Source organism: Paenalkalicoccus suaedae, assembly GCF_006965545.2.
GTDB classification, from domain to species: domain Bacteria; phylum Bacillota; class Bacilli; order Bacillales; family Salisediminibacteriaceae; genus Paenalkalicoccus; species Paenalkalicoccus suaedae.
In genome coordinates this window covers 738,161-754,724 of record NZ_CP041372.2, presented here as the reverse complement: position 1 = coordinate 754,724, position 16,564 = coordinate 738,161, and the positions used below count along the sequence as shown (strand labels likewise).

The window sequence follows — 16,564 nt, the reverse complement described above, 5'->3', positions numbered from 1 at the left end:
CTCCTTATCTGAAGGCTAATCTGTCTTTCTCACGAATGATCTTCTCGACGAGACGAACTAATTCGTTGCGATCTTCATCGAGTAAACGTTTTAATAATGATGCATCTGAGCTTCCTTCGACTCTAATCGTTCTATTATCGTTTATTTCGATCGTATAAGAGCCACCGACTCCCATGCTATCTTTGTTATTTAGAATGCGTGTACCGCCAGGCAATTGTGCTAGCTCTGGTCCTTGTTCACCAACCCAAGCTGTTTGACCATGCGAAACAGTTCCACCTTTTGCGAATCCTCTACCAACAAACGGCATTGGATTGATGGCCATGCCTCCGCGTCGCACTTCATAATGTAAATGAGGTCCCGTTGAACGTCCTGTAGAACCGATTAGACCTAGTAAATCACCAGCGCTTACTTGACGACCTACGTTCGTGAGTATTCGCGATAAGTGAGCATACAAGTGAGTGAACATACCGGACTGAACTTGAACCGTATTACCATATCCGCCTAAATAACTTGCACCTGATACGCGACCACTTACGTTTGATCGTAATTGTGTACCTGTAGGTGCTGCATAGTCCACACCTCTATGCATTGTTCTGCGTCCTGTGATCGGATGAACACGCATCCCGAATGGTGAGGTTAGTCGCCAGTTAGCAAACGTATTTGCTCCTACGCCACCACTACCTCCATCGGCGCCAAAGTCTCCTATCTTGCTCGTAAGAAATTCCACAGCTTTATTTTTGATAAAACTAAAAGCACCCGGTACTAATTTACCGGCTGCACCATTTAAAGAGGGTAAAGCTACACCTAGATCATTTAAGACATTTGTAAGTAGCTTGGATGGATTAGAGATATAACTAAATACATCTGTAGTAACATCTTTTACTCTGCCTGCGAAGTTCCTCACGCCATCCCACGCTCGATTAATTAAGCCTGTTCCTTCAGCGTAAGCAGGAATGCCTTTCATTAACTGTGTAGTCTTTTCATAAGGTAATACTTGCGTTCCCTTTGGAAGGTTCATTAACGTGTCGGTGCTCGGAGAAAGCATTTGCCTCCCGTTCGGCATAACCATTAATTCTGGTCCTCCACCATCACCTACAATCGCCGGACCACCGGGGTGATAGTCTGTTCCTTTTGCATAAGCAGGAGGAACCCACGATGGAATAGTAAAGCTCACGCCGATCTTACCTAAAATCCAGTTAACTCCTTCACCAACGCCATTGATCGCGGCAGCTAATCCATTTACCATGTCATTACCTAATTTTTTTACTCCGTCAACAGCTTTACTAGCCATGGCACGTATTCCTGAACCTAACCGCCCTGGTAACTCTCTTGCTCCTGTTACCATGCTATCAAATCGTGATTTAACAGCATCATACATTCTTCGCATTGTATCGACTACAGCTGTTCGAGCGCGTGTAAATCCATTTCTTACACCAACCACAAAGCGACCAACTGACGTTACCGCATTGACAACACCATTAGTAAAGAAAGTTCGTATAGCAGTCCACATACCAGAAAGTATTGTTCGAGCACCAATTGCTAACGCTCTAATACCTCCAATTATTCGACCGTAGAAAGTAAGTTGGATCATATTCCAAATGAGTTTTACCCCACTCATGAATATTTGTTTCAACGCCTCCCACATGCCTGCCATATCGCCAGTAAACACAGATGCTAATAACTTAATGATTCCTGTAATGACGCCGACGGCACCAGAAATAACGCCTTGGATATTACCCCAAACCGCCTTTACAATTCCTAAAATAAATGGAAGTAAAAATATAAATGTGTCTTTTAAAAACCCACCAATATTTACTAGTGCTTGAATGATCTGCGCTCCGTTTTCTTGCCAAAAAGTAGATATTTGCTCTAAAATCCCTTTAAAGAAACCTACTACTGGACCAATAGCGCTAACAATGTAAGGCATTAAAAAGGCTATTCCATCTTGTACATTTTGAAAAACCATTTGAAGTATTGGCCATAATGTATCAAAAGCTGATTTAAAATAAGTTACTACCGTCTCACCGAATTCTCTTACATTCTTAGCAATATCTAATAACCTCTTTGTTGTATCAGGTCCCAAATTTGCGCTTATGATAGATGCATTACCGTCTTTTCTATCGCCGAATAAGTTTTGGATGAATCCTTTACCAATACTAATTGCATCTTTAACGTTCGAAGCAATCTCGCCAACAGACTTTGCAAAATTATCTACCATTTTGATGATGCCAGGAGAAAATCCAGACTCCACAAAACTGATGAATCCATCATATGAATTGCCACTCATATACTGGAAGATCCCTTGCACCACTTTACCTAGACCCTTTAAAGGCTCAGCGAACTGATTAGCAAATTCACTTACTTTCGGCCAAACCTTATCGAACAAGTCCATCGTCCAAGTAAGACCTTCAGCTATAATCGGTAGAAACTTATCTCCAATATTTATGGCAGCAACATTGATGTATTGTTGTATCCTTGCCCATGCTGCTTTAGCTGTTTTTTGCTTCTTTTCAAATGCTTCTTCTGTAGCTCCTACAGCATTGGCCATTTCTTTAGTCTTTTCGGTAAAGTTCTCTGCTTGTGATCCCGTAAGTGCCAAGACTGCGTTTTTAGCTTCAACTGAACCAAACAAATTAGAAAAGGCAATTTCATCGTTACCGACTTCTTTGCGCAAACTCTCAAGTATTCCTTGCAAACCTTCTGATTGTAAGGCTACTTGTCCGTTCTCATAGCCTAAACTCTTTAAGGCGTCGCCCATGGCTCCTGAAGGCTGGAGAAACCCTTGTAACGTTGATCGTAGCTGAGTAGTTACCTCTGCTGTGTTACCTGTAACCCCCGTAAGGGTTGCCATAGCTCCAAAAAGTTCTTCTTGTTCAGCGCCTAGTGTAGCAGCAAGAGGAATTACTTTACCCATACTTGATGCTAATTCCGGAAATGAGGTTTGTCCTAATCGAACTGTTGCAAATGCTAAGTCAGATGCTTTCTGAACGGCTTCTGCGCTCGTGTCGCCGTAACCCTTTGTAACGGCTGAAAGTAAGTTTACGCTATCAGCTACTTCGGCATTACCAGCTGAGGCTGCCTTCGTTGCAATTTCTAAGACTTCTGCATTATCTTTCGCTTCACCAAAGGCAGAAACAACTTGATAAAGACCATCAGCTAAGAGCTCTGTCGATACACCAGTCTGTTTAGCAATTCTTTTGATATCTTCATTCATAGATTGCATACTCGCCGATACGTCGCCAGTTAAAAGAGTTGATATGTTTGCCATTTGATCTTCAAATTCACTTGCAGCACCTATTACAGCTTTAAATGTTCTTGCGCCTAAATAAGTAACTATTAATCCACCTGCTAACTTAGCAGCGCCTGATAGATTACCAAAAGAACGACGAAGGAGCCCAGATTTTTTCTGAGCTCCTTCCATGCCTTTCTCGAGGCCTTTCATATTCTTTTGTGTATCGCCCATTACTTTTTGCATGGAGGGGTCCATTTGCGCGCCAAGTTTAAAAGCTATCTCATAAGCTTTTTGACTCACTGCCTATTTCCCTCCCCTCCTCGATCCTGCATAACTTTATTCACAGTTGCAACCCAACCATGCAACTGTGACAGTGTTCTAGACATCCAGTATTCAACGGATGTGTAAGTGTTTATAGAAAGGTGAACGGCGTTTTCTCTGATTGAATTTACTATGCTTACAGGCGACGACTGCTCTAAGTCGTAACCTACTCCCCCAAAAAAATCTGAGCCGCGTTAGTTGCTTTTTGATAGTCCTTCGCTTTAAATGATGCAACTAATGCTGTAGGCACTCGTGCTGCTCGTGCTGCAAATGCAGCGAGAAAAGGTGTGCTAATACCCGGGTTAATTACCATGTGTCCAGCCGATGCTACTTCTTTTCCGATGGCATCCATGTCGTTACCTGTTAAGTCGTCAAAATAACAAACTAGTTCATGATAAGTTTGACCTTCGAACACAACTGGTTTGGATAGTTTGATCACGGTAGGCTTTGACTGGTCAAACTCAACTAGATTATTATTGCTAACTGTTAAATTACTTTCAGAAGACTCATTTTGAGTCTCCTGATGTTCGCTAACTACATGCGAATTTGGGTTTTCTGGATTATTCCTTCCAAAAGAGTCATCTTGATTACTCGATTGAGATTTCTCATTCGCTTGTGCTGCTACTTGGCTTGCCTGAGTGTAATTTTCGTTTTGATTCATAATAGTTTATCCTCCTATAGTGCGTTTCTAACATCAGCTAAGACGTCTACGCCATCCAAAATATAGATATAGTTTAATTTATCAAACTCTAAAATTGTGCGACCTTCGAGTTCGATCTTAATGTACAATACTTCAATCGTAGCGTTACTGTTTGTTTGTGCTCCTGGCGCAAGGGTTCCTAATTCTCCACCTTTAGCCATGCCTTTAACAACAACCTTAAAAGGACGAACTAAATTTCTTCCTGCTGCTTTGTCATAAGATTGTTGTGCTGCCCGAATCGTCAGCGTACGCGCTTGATTACGCATTAAACGGAAAGGCGCTTCATTTAAAACTCTGAATGACATTTGCATGGTTTGAGAACCAAAATGTCCAATAGTTGGTGATTCATATTCACCAGCAATGCCAGCACCTGAGATAGATTCTGACATTGCTTCAAAACTTGGTAACGTTACTTCAGCTTGCACACCGGCTAGTTTTTCTTGATCGTCATAAACGTTGTAGTTAATCAATTTTTCAGGAATAACTGTACTCACGATTAAGCACCTCCAAATAATGCATCATTTAAAATTGTCGGATTGAATGACAGACGGTTTTTAATGTGTTTAGCAGGAGGATAGAAAGCAATCTCCTGATCAAACACAATCTCACCAGCTAAAATGCTCTCAATAGGGTTTTCATCTTGACTAAATGAAATTCGAGCTCCTGCGATTTGTCCAGCAGCCTGAAAACCATTGGCACGAATGTTTTCATCATCAACTAACTGTTCAATTAATCTAAAATCAGTGGGGTTATCGACTTTGCTAAAGTAACTTAGAATAAATGAATTTGACCACCAATCGAACATACGTCGATTTGAAATATACAGATCTGCAATATCAATCTCTTCAAGTGTAGAATCAAAGGCTGCTGTTTCATTGCCCCACGTTCTCCATCCACCTACATTGATTGCTGTAACGATACCTTTTGCATTCAATTCATTACCATGTGTTTTATCCTGAAAAACTTCTTGTCCTCCAGGAGTCTCTAAACCGCTAATTGTGATGCGCTGATTAGATGGAGACTTGAACGGAACATTATCATTAACGCTATCTAATTGAGCAATTACAGCTGACATGTAGGCGCTATACCAATACTTCTTACTAGCTACTACAACCTTAGGCCATAAGACAGTAGATTTACCGGAGTCATAGCCAGCTTCTACTTTTGCTTCTAATGCTTGTTGTCTTGTTTCTCCTTCCACATCAAGCAGGACAAATGCATTAAGAATCCCGTTGATAAGATCAGCTTTAGCAGTTAATGCTGCACCTACAACTGCCGATGCTGAGAAACCTGGTGCACTGATAACATTAGGAATTAATTGATACTTAGGATATACCTGTGTTAAAAGCTCGATTCCCTTATAAACGTTAGTGGCAGGATCATATGAACCAACTACATCTTCATCCGTTACCAGACTCGGATCAATTCGATCATACGTAACTTCTACCGAACTTGAGTCAGCAATTGCGTCTGCATCTAGTAAACTAATAACTAAACGATTACGAGGATCACGAGAGACAATAAAGTCTGTATCAGCAGTTAATTCTTCTATTTCTACAGTATCTAAGAGCGCACGTGTATCATTAATAACCGCCTCACCAGACGTAAGGTTTACAGTAGTTGTTTCAGACTCTTTATGAGTAGCAACATCAAGCACATTGACTACTAAAATCGGAGATATTTTCAGCTCATTAAAGGCTGCATCAATAGCCTGATTCAATGTAAACTCGAAATCTGTAGAAAAACCTACTAGCTCGCGAGCTTCACGCGGATTGCGAATTAGTACAGGTTTATTTAAATTTGAGGATGGATCAGATGCTAAATTTGATTGCGCTGTACCAAATACCACTGGGACTGTGTTAGCTCCGCCAGTTGCTAAAGACAAGCCAAACGGCTGTCTATCAACTTCAATACCATGTCGGTATGCCATTAGATAACCTCCTTCGCTTTTTCGACTAATTGATATTCTCGTGTTCCTGTCTTAAATACATTTTGACGCGCCTTAGGAAAGTCACTGAATTTAACAAAAAGGTATTTGAAAAAAGCGTGTTCTTCATTTACTTCTTTAAACGATTCCGGTACTTTTTCTAGCGCTGTAAACTGCTGAATACCGTTAAATGTAGGTCCAATATAAATAACCTTCTCATTTTTCGGCTCTGCCTTAACCTCAATCGCTTCCTGCTCTACCTTTTTACTTTGCGCTTTAGGCTTCGCCTTTGGTGATTCGTTGAGTGGGATAATTGGCTCCACCTTTTCATCTTTTACTTCTTTCTCGTTCATATCATCGCCTCCACATCTTGTCGCATTGCTTTTGGTGCTTCAAAACTAACAAATAGTCCGGTAAAAAAATAAGGCATCGCATTTTCGCTATGATAAGCCCATTTCATGGGTAACATGGCTTGATACGTGCCTTTGATATACCTATCTTTTTGTAGACTATTAAACACACGATCAATAATTAAAAATGCATCTTGATAACCTTGATAATCGTCTTGCTCATCATAAACGCCAGCCATAAAAATCACTGATACTTCTTGTGGCTCATCCTCAGATGAAATCTCTCCCTCGTCTAGTTGAATGATCAGACATGGATAGTGTGAATCTTTTTCATCTTTAGACGTCTTTTTGTTTGCTGGTAAGTGTTGTTTGAAGATTTGTAGAGCAACATCTCTTCCACCCTCATCCGGTCTTTCTAGGCGTAAGTTTGCAAATTCCCTCTCAAACCTTTTTTTTAGTTCAACCTGTAAAGTAAGTGGATTCATTGAGACATCACCTGATCTAAGATTCGACTTACATTGTGGTCAAATCGCTTTTGAAATGCTTCTTGTCCTGTTTCTCTAATTACCTTATTCACTCTGTCGTTATTAAGCATCTGAGGGATAGATGGACCCGATAAACGACGAATAGGGTTTCTTGATTTAGATTGTCGCATTGCAGCACCAACAATATTTCCTAATCTGCGATCTTTAAGATTTGTTACAAAGGCTCCAGGTATTGCTTTGGTAGCACCTTTCTTAACAGCAGCCTTAATCGGAGCCTTACGTTTAGGACTTACTTTACGTGGCAACAACTTAAAGCGATCTAAGCTAATCGGATTACCGCGTGAACCAACTTCAGCAAACATGGTTGCTTTAGTTGCCTTATCAAGAGATACAGTCTCTTTAATATCAGTCGCTTTAATGGTGTACTCTTTGCGTATTTCCATATTCATATTTTTGCGAAGAGTAATTGCTGCCCTGTTAGCTGCTTCAGCAGACGCTTGAGGTAGTCGTGCCTGAAATCTTTTCAATCGTTTTTTTAGATCCTTTGATACCTCACGTTGTAGATCAATGTCAATCACCTTAAACACCACCCATGCTTTATGACTCTATCAACCTAATAAGGACTTTAAGTAGACCATCATCTTCTGATGTTTGTAAAACTTCACATTTATCACCATTAACAACGATTTTATTTCCTTGACGAGGATAGAAAGAAAGATCGCCATCTTTTACGTAAAAGATACGATCTTCTTCTAGAAGTCCTTCACCATTTTTAATAGTGAAATCAGAGAGTTCAATTGTTCCAAAGACAACAACTACTTCTTCATCATCAATAGTTGTGACTTCACCAAACTCATCAATATTCAAAAAAGTAAATATGTCATCATTCACCATGTCTTTGAAGTTCATTAGATTAATCCTCAAACTGAGATAAAACGTTTTGTGCTAGTCCTACTTCAATAATGCGATCTACTAGCTTCTCATGTCCGATGTTACCAGTAAATTCAACGCCTACTTCTTTAGCTGTCGCTTTTAAATCGGCAAGTTCGATGCCAATAAATTCATTTTTCAGGACGCTAATATCGTCTTCTTTACCATCTTTCTTATCGCCTAAATCATTTGGTGGATCTTGAGGCTCTTTTGTTCCCTCTACTTGTACAACAGGCTTTGTGTCAACAAAAAAAGCAGCCCCTAAGGCTACCAGTCGTTGTTCTTCTTCTTTTGATAATCCATTTAACTTCTGTCCAATCGCGATTGATTGTCCGTTGTGTCTGATCTTTTCTTTAGCTTCTATCATTACTTAGCACCTACTTTACTTTTAGAATGGCCCAACTGTTTACTTCATGTGGAATTGGCAAAGGTTTACTGTGAATTTGCAAGAAACGAGCAGCAGGATCAACTTGCACAAATGAAACTGGTACGCGCGTACTTTCGACAACCGAAAATGTATTATTTGAAGTATCGGCAATTGTAATTGCACCATACGCCATTGTGGACTTAGAATTTGTTGATCCCATCATGACTGTACCGTCTGGAACTAGAGATTTATCTTCTTGGGTTTCTTCATCGTAATAAAACTCATCATACGTATAAATATCACAGCCTAATTCGGTGATATTACCAATATAAGTGACTCCATTTGGCATAGCCATTGGATCAATTTGACCAATTGTTATTCGACGGTTGTTAAGCAATCCAGAAACTTTAGGATGATTCACAAAATCATCTACAACGTCCGAACTAAAGATCACTGTATTTGGAGAAATTCCCGATGAAATCATAATTTTTCTACGTGTATCTTTTAAGTCTTTCAGTGGATCACTATCAGCGTGAGTCCAAAGATCAGTGCCTGACAACGTTTCTTTATTGGTGAAATCAAAATTCATCGTTTTATTAACGCCCTCACCAACAATGTCTACTTTGCCTTCAAATAAAACTTGAGCAGCCATCCATTCTTCACGGCGAGTAATCATTTCATCAAGGTCTGTAATATCGTTAGCTAAAATTTCTTGTGCTCGCTCCTGTGGGCTTCGTGCTCCATATACATTTTCACCCATGGAGCGTTTCATAAGGTCAATGCTCTGAATAGTACGCACGGGTTTAATGGTTGCCGGTTCGAATAAATGTGTAGTGAATCCTTCACGATCAACGACTTTTCCAGCAACTCTGTCTGATACGAATGGAGCTAGTTTTCTTTTCCCTTTACGATAATCTACCTCAACCGCCGCAGTATCAAATGTTTTAGGTGTTGGGAAGAATGTGTCCTTTAAAAATGTGTTAACTGGCTTTAATTGTTCGATTGCTTCTAACATTGTGCGTGTATCATACATGTTCATTAAATAAGCCCCCTCTATGCTTCAATATTTTCTTTAACAAAGATACCAATGTTACGAAGTGCAATGATATGATCATAAATCTCATCATTATCCGACGTGCGTAATGCATGTGCATTAAACTCACCAGTCAGGTATACACCGGCTTCTGCATCTTCCTCTGTAGCGTCAACGTCTTCAGCTAAAATAGCATAAGGTTCTTTTACGCTATCAACTTCAGATTCAGAATCTATTAAGACTGCTTTGTTATCAGCATCTAACGCTAGAACATCCCCACGAAAATACTGTTGTCCAGCTTTCAAAGTCGCTCCTTTAGAAACGATTGGAGAGATACCGCCGGCAAGTAAATTGTCATACTTACGTTCTCCGATTTGCATAATTATTTACCTCCTCGTTTTTTATTCATTGCTTCAGCTAACGATTTCGCGTTTTGTGATCTTTCAGCATCGCTATTTTTGGCTGATGTATCTGAACCTTCAAGCTCATTTAATTCTTGCGCATCCTCTTGGACTTGATTTAAATAATTTGCGCCTGTATCTTTTTGCGCTTTGACGATTTGCATTGCTAACTTCTCGGCAGTCATTGACGGGTCTTCTTTAGCCTTATTTACTAAATCTTCAGCTCCACCAATGCTAAGTTCTTCAATCTCTTTTAGACGATTATTCTCTGCTTTGATTCCAGCATTAAAAGCTTCATCAGTAACTTGCTTGTGTAAATCTGGATATTGATTTTTTAACTCTTCAACTGATTTCAATGTTTCTTCCTCCTTTTTTGGTGCTGAAGCAACTATTCTTTGGTCTATGAGTTCGTTTTTTAACTTGTTTAATACGGCTTCTGGAATGAGGCCCGTATTATTAGCAGAGGCCACCGCTTGATTTGAGGTTTTCTCAAACATAATTTCATCTGCAAAACCAAGTTCTTTTGCCTTTGTTGCACTCATCCAAGTTTCTTTTTCCATAAGGTCCAGTAACTCTTCTTGGCTAAGGTTTGTCTTGTCTGCATAAGCCAAAGTAATTGCCTCGTCAGTGGTTTTTAACATTTCACTTACGCCCTGCATCTGGTTTTTATCACCACTTGCCATTGTCCATGCATTATGGATCATCATTTGTGCAGTAGGGGATATAAAAACTTTTCCTGCACAAGCAATAAAGGACGCTGCACTTGCTGCTATTCCAACGATCTCAATTTTCACATCGCCTTTGTGCTGTCTTAGCTTTGTATAAATTTCAGATGCTGCCCAAACATATCCACCACCAGAATTGATTTCAACAATGATCTCTTCATCTTCATCAGCTTCTGCTAATTTATCAGCAAATTTCTTTGGACTCGTTGCTTCCATGTCCAAATAATCATATAGCCACTGATCATCTGAATCGACAATAACACCTTTTATATTAATCCTCTTCATTTCTCTCACCCCCTTCATTTAATATATCCTCTTCAGGTGCAACAAGCCCTGCTTCTCTTCTTGCTTCCTCTTCTACTTTTCTTAAATGGTTATTCCTGAAGAATTCACCATTGCCAAGTTCAACCGTTTCTTTTGTCCGAGTGCTAAACCCTTGTTCTACTCTTTTTGTAGCTGCATTCACTTCTTTGAGTGGATCTAATTGTCCTTGACTCGGACCATTCCATTCCGCTCCACAGTAGGCTTCTCTTATAACAGGATCAGTAAAGAATCCTGGGGCATATATTCGACCTTTTGCAATACCTTCTGCTAAAAACTCTTCATAAATCGGCTGGCAGAAGTCATTCGCAAGCCACTCTCGACGCATCTTAAACATCTTCCACGCTTCAAGTAGTGCTGCTCTACTAGCTGAATAAGAGCTAGTAAAGTGTTTTAAGAGGACTTCATATGGAATTTCTAACGCCGTTCCAACTTGGCGACAAATTGAAGTAACAAAACCATCAAATGCTTGATTAGGTCTGCCGGGGTTTGCAAAAGTGACATCTTCCCCTTCATCAAGGTGTACAACTGTTCCTGGACCTAACTCATAATCATAGTCATCATGTGTAACTTGTTCTTCCTCGGATATCGCATCCGTTAGAGGTCCAGTTGCTGGATCGCCATCCTTACTAGTGACAAATGCCGTATACATTCCGGAGACTACCGCAGCCATTAATTCAGCGTCTGTATATCGACCTAATTGCTTTAAGGATTCGATTACTGGTGCTAATACAGGAATGCCACGTCTTTGTTCAGGCCTTTCAGATTCCATAAGATGAATGACATTAATTCTTCCGGTTTTTTTGCCGTACTTCTCAATGCGCTTCCACTCATTTGAAGCAATCAGGCTTGAGCCAGGATGGGCTTGTGCAAAGTGATAGGCGATCACTTCACCTTTGGAGTCAATTTCAACCCCGTTGATAATTTTCCCATCAATAGTAGATGCATGATTAGGATTACTTACGCGATCCGCTTCAAATAATTGCACTCGTATGTCATATGGCATTCCTGGACGTTTAATATATGGCAATGTAGCAAAGGCATCACCAGACATGAGCCATGAAAGAAATGCAAGCTGTTGAAGCTCGTAAAAGTTATTCATACGCTGCACATCGCACGTATTACTTCGAGCCCACATGTTGAATTCTCTCTCAACTTTCGTCTCCCATGCATCTGCCTCTTTATTTGTCATATTTAGATACTCATAATCTATTTGCGAGTTAAGCCTTAGACCTGATCCAATAACATTCGTTCGCATCGTTTTAAGAGCGCCGGTAGCTAATGGGACTCCCATGTATAAATCTCTTGAACGCTCTCTTAGCTTCTCAACATTGTATTCGATGTCTTCAATTGCTGATCCACCGCGACTAGACCAACCTATTAAACTCTTCTTATGACTTGCTCCATGCTTCCCGTATCCGTTTGATGAACTTACCTGATTAAACACTTTCAGTTTTTCTCTACTTACAACACGATTTAAGGCATAGCTTGGTGCAACTTTACTAATCATTTTATCTACAAAATTCACAATCTTTCCTCCTTCCTAAAGATCACGAGGCACAAAACGGTGATTTCTTCGCCGTGATCCTTTTAGTCGAATTAATTTCTTCTCTGTTTCTTTAATTTCGGATACAATAAAAGATCCATCCGCTCGTGTGATTTGTCTATCGTTAATTCTGTATGCTTGACCTTGCAATACTTTTGATCGAGCCTCTTTTAGTTCTTTCAAATATTCTTCAAGTTCTTTTATCCGCTCAGCTCGTGACATTATGTTCTCCTCGCCCTCTTTCTCTTTTTCTTTCTGACCATGGGCTTAACCACACCTTCAGATTCGATGATCTTATCAATATCTGGATTTAATATTTCAAGAGCAGCCGTTGCATAGTTCCTGATATCAAAAGGTTCATTTCGTGCATGACCTCTCTTCTTTTCCCATACGTGCTTAGTTTGACCACCTTTGCTTCTGATCACTTTATGCTCCGAAGTTATTCCCTTAAAATAATCTTGATCATAGCCTTTCGTGGGATCATTAGGGAAATGACAGTAACCATGCTGCTCAGTAGTCGCTCTAAGGCGAGATAGTACCTGGTCTTTACCAACGTCTACACCTATCGTAAACAACCAAACACCACTATCCTGACGACGTGTAGGACGTTTAATAAATGAAATACCAGTTCCGCCTTGCCCTTTAATTGCCCAAACTCTATTTATTTCTCTTTTTTTACAATAGTCGTAAACTGTTTTAGTATGATGACCACCTGAATCAATACACGTACTCATAATTTGCAATTTTTCTCCATCTTCACGATCATAGCTAGCATTGAGAACGCCATCTAATTCTTCCCATACATGTTCATGTCCAGGATCACCCATTATAATGCCGTATTTAATACCCCAGCTTTCTCTATTCAATCCCCAGCCAACTATTTCATATTCCAATCTATTATCTTGTACATCGACTCCACAGGTTAGTACTCCAACACTTTGTGGCACTTCACTAGAATAATCTTCCGTTTTTTCTAGTAACGCATCAGAATTAATGCTTTCACCGCGTTCTTCCCACGTTTCACCCATGCTAGTATTAACCCATACTTTTAGGGATTCAGTACCTTCCTTATTGGCTCGCTTAAAGTCCGTTATAATCTCTTCCCACTTTTTCCATGGGCTGGCCATCTCATTAAGATGAAAACCTCTGATTTTAGAAGATGGATTATTTGCAACCCATTTTCCCTTACCTCTTTTCCATTCATATTCCTTGTGCACCGAACCACACGACTTACATGCCATCGCTACACTTTCAAATGAAATTTGATCCCAGCTTAAAGGCTGTAACTCATCACATGAAGGACATGGGAGGTTCCATTTTTCTTGAGTGCTTTCTTCATATGCTTTTTCAATACGGCTTGCGCCTTTGATTGTAGGAGTTGATACAAATATTTTCTTTCTGTTAGCAAATGTATTTGTTCTTTTAACAGCGAGCGAAAGTGGATCACCCTCGGTACCGGCACTAACCGGAAAGCGATCCACCTCATCAGCTAATAGTATTCTCACCGGACGACTGGAAAGCCCTGTAGGTGAGTTGGCTCCAACCATCATAATTACTCCACCAGGGAATGCCTTTTCTCGAATCGTGTTACTACTGTCACGACTCTTAGCATCTGCCACTTTATTTTTAAGGGCTGGTGTATCTCTAAGCATTGGAGCAAGTCTAGTTTTACTGAACGTATTAGCTAAATCTACAGTAGGCTGAATGATCATTATCGGCGCCGGATCATAATCGACATGATAAGCTACTGTATTTAATATAATTTCTGTCTTTCCAACCTGAGCCGAAGACATAACCACTATTTCTTCCGTTTTAGGATCGTTAATAGCATCCATGATTTCTTTTTGGTATGGTGCTCTTTCGGTTCGCCATTGCCCAGGCTCTGCCGATGCTTCGGACGATAGTTTTCTATAAAGATCAGCCCACTCTGAAACACTTAGCTCCGGGGGAGGTGCTACAATTTTTGCTAGCTTTGCAAATAATTTTTTAGTCTGTTTTTGAATGTTGCTGTTCTCGCTCATCATGTTCCTCTATAAATAGTTCATCGTTACTCCGCCCGTAGAAAACTTCTGGATCGTATTCGGATAACTCCGACAATCCTTCGAGTATTGCTTTCTTTACAATGTCTTTAATAACTTCAATTTCATCTTGGTGTAAAAGGCTGCTTGCAACTTTTTGAGGTAGCACCAACATACGAGCTCTAAAATTACCTAGCATGTCGTTCATGACAGCTTCAACATCAGCAGAACGGTGTAAGCTCCCCTGCATGATCTTTACTTCGGTTTCTGTCTTGATACGTCTCGCTCTTGTCCATAACATTTCTTCTTCAGACTTGCTATTGTCTCCACCAGAGTGTCTTTCTATTAAATAATCGGTATACAGTCTTATTGATGCTGGAAGATCAAACTTTCCACGCCCAAATTTATGCAAATGGTTTTCAGTTGCTAGTTGTTGCACCCTTCTTTTACTTACACCTAGGATCGTGGCTAAATCTTCTGTAGTTACGACAAAATCACTGTTTAACTCTTCCTTTTTAGTCATTTTGACCCTCCTTTCTAGCAAAATCACTCGATTTCGCTAATTTGAAGGGTCAAAAACCCCCCATTTCGCTTTTAAAGCACGATTTTATTTCCTCAAAAAAAGTGCAATTAACCCTTGTCGCTCAAAGGTTTTTTGGTGTTCCACTAAATTATTTCCCAAGACAAAATCACTCGAAAGCGAAATGACCTTTTAGCGAAAAAAACTAGCGCTTTTCCGGGGTCGTAGCACCCGCATGGTCTTCACAAACCGCCAGGAGAACCTAAAGCCCAAAACCCTTGAGCCACAAGAACTTTTTTAACTTTTATTTTTAAAAAAACACACAAAAAAGGACGCTCGCAAAGCGAAACGCCCTTTCTTTGGCTTATCAACCTACTTATCATATTAACAGGTAATTCTTGTTATAAACTCCACAAAAACTCTCCAAAAACTCCACGGTTTATTTTTATAGCCTATTTTCTCCTAGATATTGTCTATTGAATGTATCATATCTTACATTGTGTTGCATTAATTGAAGTCTTGAATGCCTTGATAGCATTGGTTCAAACTCACATTAACAAAACGAATGTAACACGCGCTTATTTTAAAACATTCAGCGAGCTTTACAGGTCCATAACCTCCTAACCGATTACACTTATAGTTATAAATGTTTTATAGAAAAAAAGAAAAAACCCTGCCCACTTATTGGACAGAGTTAGTAATGTACTTTGCGTCTGAAGTCGTCTAACGTTTCTTGAGTGATGCCAATATATCTAAGCGTATGTTGTGGACTAGAATGATTAAAGAGTTTCTGAAGTGTGGCTATATCCTTTGTGCTATTGTACAAATGATAACCAAAGGTCTTACGCATAGTGTGTGTGCCTATCTCCGTTAGTCCTACCCATTGAGCTGCCTCTTTTAATATTCTATATGCAGTGATTCTTGATATAGGTTTGTTGTGGCCCTTTCTGCTTTGAAATATATATTCATGCTCTTTCTTATCTTTAATAGATTTGAGCAATTCGCGCTTTAACTCTCCATGTAGTTCGATTCTGTTCGTCTTATCTGTTTTGCTTTCTTTAATCACAAGATACTTGTTTTGTATTATGTCAGACACTTTGATTGATAGGATGTCTGATACTCGAAGACCTGTATAGATACCTACTACAAACAAAAGATAGTTGCGTTGATTTCTTTCCTGTAGATATCTTTTTACTTCAACCACTGTCTCTTTGTCCCGGATCGGCTGAACGAGTTTCATTATCGCTCATCTCCTTTTTTATAAACTTCGATGCCAAGCATAAATGCTAATCGGTAAAAGGCTTGGCTCTTCACCTTATAGAATTGACTTTCGGACATTCCGATCTTATTCCATATCTCATAATTAAAACGATACTCAGATTCAATATACTCCATAATCAGAATTTGCCTTTGAGTATCATTTAAACGATTAATGCAATCCATCATTCGAGATACGTATTCTTCACGTTCTCTCTCTTGGTCTACATTCTTTACGGCTGCATTTTCTACTTTCGAATTGAATCCTGAGGGTGCTCCAGGTATAAGCGCATAACTTGGCGTAATAGAAGGAACGGACCTTACTGCGCCCCAATACAAACTTAATCTTTGCAATTCCCTTGATACCTTCTTACGAGTTGCTTTTGAGTCAATATCCGTTATCTTAAATTCTACTACCATGAAAAATGCCC

At 39.8% G+C, this 16,564-nt stretch carries 18 protein-coding genes; all 18 read right to left on the bottom strand.

Translation table 11 applies throughout. From position 1 onward, the window contains the following. Positions 1 to 4 precede the first annotated feature (4 nt). The gene (locus FLK61_RS04375) at positions 5 to 3,532 is read right to left on the bottom strand and encodes a phage tail tape measure protein (protein WP_176008298.1); all 3,528 of its coding nucleotides are present in this window, start codon (positions 3,530 to 3,532) and stop codon (positions 5 to 7) included. A gap of 187 nt (positions 3,533 to 3,719) precedes the next feature. After that, positions 3,720 to 4,214: a hypothetical protein gene (locus tag FLK61_RS04370; RefSeq protein WP_176008297.1), complete on the bottom strand. Its 495-nt coding sequence runs from the start codon at positions 4,212 to 4,214 to the stop codon at positions 3,720 to 3,722. 14 nt (positions 4,215 to 4,228) lie between these two features. Further along, a complete protein-coding gene (locus tag FLK61_RS04365; protein ID WP_176008296.1) occupies positions 4,229 to 4,747 on the bottom strand; it encodes a phage major tail tube protein in 519 nt (172 codons plus the stop codon). A gap of 2 nt (positions 4,748 to 4,749) precedes the next feature. Continuing rightward, the gene (locus tag FLK61_RS04360) at positions 4,750 to 6,183 is read right to left on the bottom strand and encodes a phage tail sheath family protein (RefSeq protein WP_176008295.1); all 1,434 of its coding nucleotides are present in this window, start codon (positions 6,181 to 6,183) and stop codon (positions 4,750 to 4,752) included. Then, positions 6,183 to 6,533: a hypothetical protein gene (locus FLK61_RS04355; RefSeq protein ID WP_176008294.1), complete on the bottom strand. Its 351-nt coding sequence runs from the start codon at positions 6,531 to 6,533 to the stop codon at positions 6,183 to 6,185. Before FLK61_RS04355 ends, FLK61_RS04360 begins: the two co-directional genes overlap by 1 nt. Next, positions 6,530 to 7,015, bottom strand: coding sequence for a hypothetical protein (locus FLK61_RS04350; RefSeq protein WP_176008293.1), 486 nt, complete (start codon positions 7,013 to 7,015; stop codon positions 6,530 to 6,532). Before FLK61_RS04350 ends, FLK61_RS04355 begins: the two co-directional genes overlap by 4 nt. Beyond that, entirely contained in the window at positions 7,012 to 7,593 is a 582-nt protein-coding gene (locus FLK61_RS04345; RefSeq protein ID WP_176008292.1) for a phage tail protein, read from the bottom strand. The genes FLK61_RS04350 and FLK61_RS04345 overlap by 4 nt, the downstream gene beginning before the upstream one ends. Before the next feature lie 19 nt (positions 7,594 to 7,612). Continuing rightward, positions 7,613 to 7,924, bottom strand: coding sequence for a hypothetical protein (locus tag FLK61_RS04340; RefSeq protein ID WP_176008291.1), 312 nt, complete (start codon positions 7,922 to 7,924; stop codon positions 7,613 to 7,615). A 4-nt stretch (positions 7,925 to 7,928) separates the two neighbouring features. Continuing rightward, positions 7,929 to 8,312, bottom strand: a complete 384-nt coding sequence (locus FLK61_RS04335; RefSeq protein ID WP_176008290.1) for a hypothetical protein — start codon at positions 8,310 to 8,312, stop codon at positions 7,929 to 7,931. 10 nt (positions 8,313 to 8,322) lie between these two features. After that, on the bottom strand, positions 8,323 to 9,351 hold the full coding sequence (locus tag FLK61_RS04330) for a major capsid protein (protein WP_176008289.1): 1,029 nt from the start codon (positions 9,349 to 9,351) through the stop codon (positions 8,323 to 8,325). 14 nt (positions 9,352 to 9,365) lie between these two features. Further along, complete coding sequence (locus FLK61_RS04325; protein WP_176008288.1) at positions 9,366 to 9,725, bottom strand: head decoration protein; 360 nt, start codon at positions 9,723 to 9,725, stop codon at positions 9,366 to 9,368. Between the two features lie 2 nt (positions 9,726 to 9,727). After that, positions 9,728 to 10,756, bottom strand: coding sequence for a head maturation protease, ClpP-related (locus tag FLK61_RS04320; RefSeq protein WP_176008287.1), 1,029 nt, complete (start codon positions 10,754 to 10,756; stop codon positions 9,728 to 9,730). Continuing rightward, positions 10,743 to 12,320 (bottom strand): phage portal protein, encoded by a 1,578-nt coding sequence (locus tag FLK61_RS04315; RefSeq protein WP_176008286.1) that lies wholly within the window; start codon positions 12,318 to 12,320, stop codon positions 10,743 to 10,745. Before FLK61_RS04315 ends, FLK61_RS04320 begins: the two co-directional genes overlap by 14 nt. A gap of 15 nt (positions 12,321 to 12,335) precedes the next feature. After that, positions 12,336 to 12,560 carry a DUF6148 family protein gene (locus FLK61_RS04310; RefSeq protein ID WP_176008285.1) on the bottom strand — a complete coding sequence of 75 codons (225 nt, stop codon included), beginning with the start codon at positions 12,558 to 12,560 and terminating at the stop codon, positions 12,336 to 12,338. Then, complete coding sequence (locus tag FLK61_RS04305; RefSeq protein ID WP_217706305.1) at positions 12,560 to 14,362, bottom strand: phage terminase large subunit family protein; 1,803 nt, start codon at positions 14,360 to 14,362, stop codon at positions 12,560 to 12,562. Before FLK61_RS04305 ends, FLK61_RS04310 begins: the two co-directional genes overlap by 1 nt. Continuing rightward, positions 14,325 to 14,879 (bottom strand): helix-turn-helix domain-containing protein, encoded by a 555-nt coding sequence (locus tag FLK61_RS04300; protein ID WP_176008284.1) that lies wholly within the window; start codon positions 14,877 to 14,879, stop codon positions 14,325 to 14,327. The genes FLK61_RS04305 and FLK61_RS04300 overlap by 38 nt, the downstream gene beginning before the upstream one ends. Positions 14,880 to 15,570: 691 nt before the next feature. Beyond that, the gene (locus tag FLK61_RS04295) at positions 15,571 to 16,116 is read right to left on the bottom strand and encodes a site-specific integrase (protein ID WP_176008283.1); all 546 of its coding nucleotides are present in this window, start codon (positions 16,114 to 16,116) and stop codon (positions 15,571 to 15,573) included. Then, entirely contained in the window at positions 16,116 to 16,553 is a 438-nt protein-coding gene (locus FLK61_RS04290; protein WP_176008282.1) for an ArpU family phage packaging/lysis transcriptional regulator, read from the bottom strand. Before FLK61_RS04290 ends, FLK61_RS04295 begins: the two co-directional genes overlap by 1 nt. Between the last annotated feature and the right edge of the window lie 11 nt (positions 16,554 to 16,564).

What these genes read in the sequence shown, in the direction of transcription:
- FLK61_RS04370 (WP_176008297.1), bottom strand. Translation starts at nt 4,214, where the DNA reads ATGAATCAAAACGAAAATTACACTCAGGCAAGCCAAGTAGCAGCACAA.
- FLK61_RS04360 (WP_176008295.1), bottom strand. Translation starts at nt 6,183, where the DNA reads ATGGCATACCGACATGGTATTGAAGTTGATAGACAGCCGTTTGGCTTG.
- FLK61_RS04355 (WP_176008294.1), bottom strand. Translation starts at nt 6,533, where the DNA reads ATGAACGAGAAAGAAGTAAAAGATGAAAAGGTGGAGCCAATTATCCCA.
- FLK61_RS04350 (WP_176008293.1), bottom strand. Translation starts at nt 7,015, where the DNA reads ATGAATCCACTTACTTTACAGGTTGAACTAAAAAAAAGGTTTGAGAGG.
- FLK61_RS04340 (WP_176008291.1), bottom strand. Translation starts at nt 7,924, where the DNA reads ATGAACTTCAAAGACATGGTGAATGATGACATATTTACTTTTTTGAAT.
- FLK61_RS04335 (WP_176008290.1), bottom strand. Translation starts at nt 8,312, where the DNA reads ATGATAGAAGCTAAAGAAAAGATCAGACACAACGGACAATCAATCGCG.
- FLK61_RS04330 (WP_176008289.1), bottom strand. Translation starts at nt 9,351, where the DNA reads ATGAACATGTATGATACACGCACAATGTTAGAAGCAATCGAACAATTA.
- FLK61_RS04325 (WP_176008288.1), bottom strand. Translation starts at nt 9,725, where the DNA reads ATGCAAATCGGAGAACGTAAGTATGACAATTTACTTGCCGGCGGTATC.
- FLK61_RS04320 (WP_176008287.1), bottom strand. Translation starts at nt 10,756, where the DNA reads ATGAAGAGGATTAATATAAAAGGTGTTATTGTCGATTCAGATGATCAG.
- FLK61_RS04310 (WP_176008285.1), bottom strand. Translation starts at nt 12,560, where the DNA reads ATGTCACGAGCTGAGCGGATAAAAGAACTTGAAGAATATTTGAAAGAA.
- FLK61_RS04305 (WP_217706305.1), bottom strand. Translation starts at nt 14,362, where the DNA reads ATGATGAGCGAGAACAGCAACATTCAAAAACAGACTAAAAAATTATTT.
- FLK61_RS04300 (WP_176008284.1), bottom strand. Translation starts at nt 14,879, where the DNA reads ATGACTAAAAAGGAAGAGTTAAACAGTGATTTTGTCGTAACTACAGAA.
- FLK61_RS04295 (WP_176008283.1), bottom strand. Translation starts at nt 16,116, where the DNA reads ATGAAACTCGTTCAGCCGATCCGGGACAAAGAGACAGTGGTTGAAGTA.
- FLK61_RS04290 (WP_176008282.1), bottom strand. Translation starts at nt 16,553, where the DNA reads ATGGTAGTAGAATTTAAGATAACGGATATTGACTCAAAAGCAACTCGT.